The organism is Sulfuricurvum sp., from assembly GCF_049305995.1.
Classification (GTDB): Bacteria; Campylobacterota; Campylobacteria; order Campylobacterales; family Sulfurimonadaceae; genus Sulfuricurvum.
Genome location: NZ_JBAQPS010000241.1, coordinates 1 through 5,324, shown reverse-complemented (window position 1 = coordinate 5,324; position 5,324 = coordinate 1). Strand labels below are relative to the sequence as shown.

6 protein-coding genes are annotated in these 5,324 nt (G+C 43.2%); 4 read left to right on the top strand and 2 right to left on the bottom strand.

The genetic code is table 11. The annotated features are described in order from the left end of the window. Nucleotides 1–120: 120 nt before the first annotated feature. Nucleotides 121–516, bottom strand: a complete 396-nt coding sequence (locus WA010_RS08400; RefSeq protein ID WP_422556679.1) for a P-II family nitrogen regulator — start codon at nt 514–516, stop codon at nt 121–123. 207 nt (nt 517–723) lie between these two features. Here WA010_RS08400 and WA010_RS08395 point away from each other — a divergent pair, with 207 nt between their 5' ends. From WA010_RS08395 to nifT, 4 genes are all read left to right on the top strand, one after another. Beyond that, complete coding sequence (locus tag WA010_RS08395) at nt 724–1,701, top strand: iron-sulfur cluster assembly scaffold protein (protein WP_422556678.1); 978 nt, start codon at nt 724–726, stop codon at nt 1,699–1,701. Beyond that, on the top strand, nt 1,701–2,822 hold the full coding sequence (locus WA010_RS08390) for an aldo/keto reductase (protein ID WP_422556677.1): 1,122 nt from the start codon (nt 1,701–1,703) through the stop codon (nt 2,820–2,822). The genes WA010_RS08395 and WA010_RS08390 overlap by 1 nt, the downstream gene beginning before the upstream one ends. Further along, a complete protein-coding gene (locus WA010_RS08385; protein ID WP_422556676.1) occupies nt 2,812–4,470 on the top strand; it encodes an FAD-dependent oxidoreductase in 1,659 nt (552 codons plus the stop codon). The genes WA010_RS08390 and WA010_RS08385 overlap by 11 nt, the downstream gene beginning before the upstream one ends. 133 nt (nt 4,471–4,603) lie before the next feature. Continuing rightward, nucleotides 4,604–4,816 carry a putative nitrogen fixation protein NifT gene (nifT, locus tag WA010_RS08380; RefSeq protein WP_422556675.1) on the top strand — a complete coding sequence of 71 codons (213 nt, stop codon included), beginning with the start codon at nt 4,604–4,606 and terminating at the stop codon, nt 4,814–4,816. Between the two features lie 7 nt (nt 4,817–4,823). Here nifT and WA010_RS08375 read toward each other — a convergent pair. Beyond that, nucleotides 4,824–5,324: helix-turn-helix domain-containing protein (locus WA010_RS08375; RefSeq protein WP_422556674.1), on the bottom strand; the 501-nt coding region annotated here is incomplete at its 5' end.

The following is a 5,324-nucleotide window of genomic DNA, read 5'->3' as shown; positions in this document are numbered from 1 at the left end:
CTCTTCATCATTTAATCAATCAACATTCAATTAAATTATATCAACTTAATTACTTGTTAGCTATTCTCGAATTTTATTAAAATATCATCTCCTACTCCGCAATAGGAAGTAGTAGCAGCATTAGCTTGATGGGGTATCGACGGCAGTAAAGAAGGTATTACTTTTAATTGTTGCACGTGGAATCGGTTGGGTCAGTGCTGATTCATCTTTTTCTCCAGTACGTATACGCTCGACTTCGAGTACAGGAGTAATCCACATTTTACCTGCACCATGACCTAAATCCTGGGTATGTGCACGGATCGCTTCCATCGTGAGTATTTTAGTTTTATCGTTGGATACGACGATAAGCAGCATTACTTTTGGATACAAATCTGGAGCATTGTTTTTTTCAGCAATGCCTAGAGAACCTTTTCCGATGACATCTGTAACGGTTACACCTTCAATTTCATTATCAAACAATTCACGAAGAACATCATTGAGACAGTGTTTATTAAATACTGCGGTAATCTGGACCATTTTGGACCCCTTTATGTGGTTTTTTGATAGGTCATTATAAATTGAAAATGAGTTAATATTAACTATTTTGCTGCTTATAAATTAATCAACCTTTCTAAAATGAAATGCATAGAGTGTTCTCAAAAAATTATGCTACAAAATTGTTCTATCCGAATAAGAACAGCTCTTGCAATAGTAAAAAATATAATCCATTTACAGGAGCTAGTTATGGCACGTGACACATTAATCGGCGGAGCATTATGGGAAGAGTATTCAACTGAAGTACAACGACGGATGAATGATCCGATCAACATGGGTGAGATTACTCAAGAAGAGGCAGATGCTGCGGATAAAAAGCTCATTATTGCTGATTTCGGTGCTGAGAGCTGTGGCGATGCGGTACGTTTGTACTGGATGATCGATCCTAAAAATGATGTAATCGTTAAAAGCCGATTTAAAAGTTTCGGGTGTGGTACGGCGATCGCAAGCTCTGACATGATGGCAGAACTTTGTATGGAAAAAACGGTCGATGAGGCGCTTAAAATCACCAACATCGATGTCGAAAAAGCACTCCGTGATGAGGAAGATATTCCGGCAGTCCCTGGGCAAAAAATGCACTGTTCGGTTATGGCGTATGACGTTATCAAAAAAGCGGCATCGATCTATAAGGGTGTCGATATGTCTGAATTCGAGACTGAATTTATCGTGTGTGAATGTGCGCGTGTGAGTCTCGATACCCTCAAAGAAGTCATCAAACTGAACAAACTTGAAACGATTGAGCAAATCACCGACTACACCAAAGCGGGTGGATTCTGTAAATCATGTATCAAACCGGGCGGACATGAGAAAAAAGATGTTTATCTCGTCGATATGTTGGCTGAAATCAGTGCTGAGCTACAAAAAGAGGCGATCAGCAAAAAAATCAAAGAGGCAAAAGGGGACGGTAACTTTAATGCGATGAGTTTGGTACAAAAACTCCGCAGTATCGAATCGATCCTCGAAGAGTACATCCGCCCGACACTTAAAGCTGACCACGGGGATGTTGAAGTGATCGATCTCAAAGAAACAGATGGAGAACACGAACTCTACATCCAGTATAAGGGAGAGTGTATGAGTTGTTCTATGAATACGACAACAACATTGGCCGGTATGCAAGATATGTTAAACTTTAAACTCAAAACTAACTTGCGAGTGATGGTAGTCTAATGTCACGAGCAACGAAAGAAGGTACATTTGGGTATCTCAAAAAATTTGGTAACTATTCAAAAGATTTTTACCGCTTTAACGGAGAACTCTTTTTCCCTTCACTCGGGATCGGAACCTATAAACCGGAGCCTTACAAAGAAGATAATTACATTATCAACTTTGCCGAAGCAATTAAGATGGCACTTCGACGGGGGATCAACCTGATCGATACTGCGATCAACTACCGATACCAAATCTCCGAGCGTGAAATCGCAGAAGCATTGAATGATATGTTCGCTGAGGGTGAGATCACACGCCAAGAGGTGATTATCGCCTCAAAAGCGGGATTTATCCCCCTCGATTTTCCCTTTCCCGACAATCCTTATGGATGGATTCAAGAGAATATTATCAGCACGGGATTAGCCACCAAAGAGGAGATTGTAATCGATCAGCACTGTATGACACCTGCGTATCTGCGATGGAGCTGTGAGCAGTCTTTGCGTAATATGGAGCTGGAGTGCATCGATATTTTGTATCTCCATAATCCCGAAACACAACTCGGTTACATCGATCAAGAGACCTTTTATAATCGTATTGAAGCGGCATTTAGAGAATTTGAACTCTTGCGATCGGAGGGGAAAATCGTCTCTTACGGGATTGCGGCATGGAACGGATTTTTATACGAAGCGGATCATACGGAGTATATCTTCCTCTCAAAAGTTGTTGAGATTGCCCGTCGCGTAGGTGGAGAAGATCACGGTTTTAAATATATCCAAAGTCCGTTCAACCTCGCCAAGCCTCATGCGTATGGTTATGCCAATCAGCAGTGTGATGATGGGATGTTTTATCCGATGATGCATTCGTGTGCCCGCTATGGTTTGACCTTTATAGGCTCATCTGCACTGTTGCAGAAAAATCTCTTTAAACGCCCTTTTACCGCCAATGTGGGAGAACTTTTGAATACGGGTGAGTTGAATGATGTGGCGAGTGCGTTGCAGTTTGCCCGCTCTGCTGGGGGGATTAGTGCCATCTTCGGTGCGGTCGATCCCGCTCATGTGATGGATAACGCTGTTTTGGGATATTTACCGAGTGCCTCTATCGATGCAGTGAATCAACTCATGAGGGGTGCTTATGCTGTATGACGTCATTGTAGTCGGGAGTGGTATATCGGGTCTTTATGCAGCACTCTATGCACGCAGAGCCGGTTTGAATGTTGCCCTTATCTCCAAAAGCAATCCATTGCGCTCCAACTCTGCGGTAGCCTCAGGGGGGATCAACGCGGTATTAAAAACGACTCGTCACGATTCGTGCCGTGATCATATCGCCGATACCATCAAAGGTGCTGATAAACTGGCTCGTTTGAGTGCGGTGAGTGCGATGGTGACAGCGGCGGAAGAGATAATCCGTGAACTCCAAGAAATGGGCGTCGCGTTTGATACCGATGAAGAGGGAAATGTTGCTCAACGCCCCTTTGGGGGGACGAAGGCAAAACGTACTTGCTACATCGCCGACAAAACGGGTGCTTCGATCACACAAACTCTTTTAGTGCAGTGCCGTAAAGAGGGGGTAAAGATATTATCCAACTATGTGCTGCTCTCTATTGCTACCTATAAAGAGCAGCTCTCTGGTATTACTTTATTACGTCGTCGTGATTCACAGGTTATAGCATTAGCCTGTAAATCGCTGATTTTAGCGGGTGGAGGGTTTGCAGGGATTTATCGCGGACACTCTACGAATTCCCAAGAATCCAGCGGAGATCTCATTGCGATTGCACTGCGAGCCAAAATGCGTTTGGTTAACATGGAGTTTGTTCAGTTCCATCCGACGACGCTCTTAAACAGCGGTACACTTATCAGCGAAGCAGCGCGGGGTGAAGGTGCTTATATCGTCGATGAGAACGGTGAGCGTTTTACGGATGAACTCCAAACACGTGATAAACTCTCCCGTGATATCGTCAAACATCAGTTAGCGGGACATACGGTTTATCTCGATTTCCGTCATTTGGGAGAAGAGTTGATCGACAAAAAACTCCCATCAGCACGTAAACATGCACTTATGGGGGCTGGGATCGATATCCTCACCGAATTACTCCCGATAACCCCATCGGCTCATTACACTATGGGGGGGATTTGGTCTAGAGTAGATACATCGACCGATATTCCCAACGTCTTTGTGTGTGGTGAATCTGCCCACAGCGGCGTACACGGAGCAAATCGTCTCGGTGGTAACAGTTTGCTCGAAGCGGCCTATTTTGGAAGAGTTGCAGGTATTGAAGCCTCACGTGTTGCCAAAAAAGGGGAGTTCCATCCGATCGATTATGCATTAGTGGACAAAGAGTCTCGCTACGTAGAAGCGATTTTAGAGGGTGAGAATCGTTTTAATATCAATACGATGCGCCGTAATCTCGGAAATAACCTCTACAAAAATGCAGGCGTGTTTCGAACTCATGATTCTCTGGCTAACGCGCTCGAATATGTCCATTATTTGATGAAAATGTCCTCAGGGTTATGTTGTATCAATAAAGAGCGAAATGATAATGTCGAACTCATGTCGATTATCGAGTTTAGAAATGCACTGAGTGTTGCCGAAGCGATGCTTATGTCGGCATTAGCGCGCGAAGAGAGCAGAGGGGTTCACTACCGTGATGATTTCCCGACCAGTGATGATAAAAACTATGAAGTCAACACTATCATCCGTCGTCTCGCCGGAACCTTTTTACGTATCACGTTCGAAGGGCATCTCTCATCGGATTGGTGGCATCGGATACGACAGTTTTTTCATGCACAGTAAGTAGTGCAGTGAATTTAAAAATAAATTCCGTTCGCCCTGAGCCCACGTGCCCTTTGGGTATGTCGAAGGGTAGTTCATGGTTCGACAAGCTCACCACGAACGGAGATGGATATCAATCTAAAAAGGAAACACAATGGCAAAAGTTATGTTACGTTATGACAGTAAAGGGGCAATCTCTTTTTATGTTGCAAAAAAAGATATGGAAGAGACCATTTTAAATGCTGAATTCGATACCGATGAAAAATGGGGTGGTGAGGTAAAACTTAGTAACGGCGAAACATGGTTTATCGAACCAAGTGTTAAAAAGTTTCCAGCTGAAGTAATGGCCGTTAGACGAGGGGAATAACTTCCCTCTATATTTCTATTTCATATTGTTTAATCTTATATCCAATTTGACGAGCCGTCATTCCTAGTGTTCGTGCAGCCTTAGTTTGGATACCATGAGAATCGAGGAGTGCTTGGATAATAGCTTCGCGTTCAAGTTCTTGAAGTGTTTTTTTAGTCATTGGTCCATCATGTTGTTGTGGTAGTGAAAGTGATGATGTAGAAGGAATATTCATTGGTGGTACGACATGCTCAGGTTGCATATAAAGTTTTTGGTAATTAAATGGCATTACATGCGCAAGCATTTCAGGATACACTTCACCATCGGGACAAATTAATACAATTCTCTCCATAGTATTTTGAAGCTCACGGATATTTCCCGGCCATGGATAATCGAGTAACAGCTCCATCGCCGGTTTAGAAATATACATATTTTTACGATGCTCTTTCATAAAACGGTGAAGATAGTGTTCGATAAGGAGTTTTACGTCTTCGTATCGCTCACGTAACGGCGGTAGATTGATCGGGAT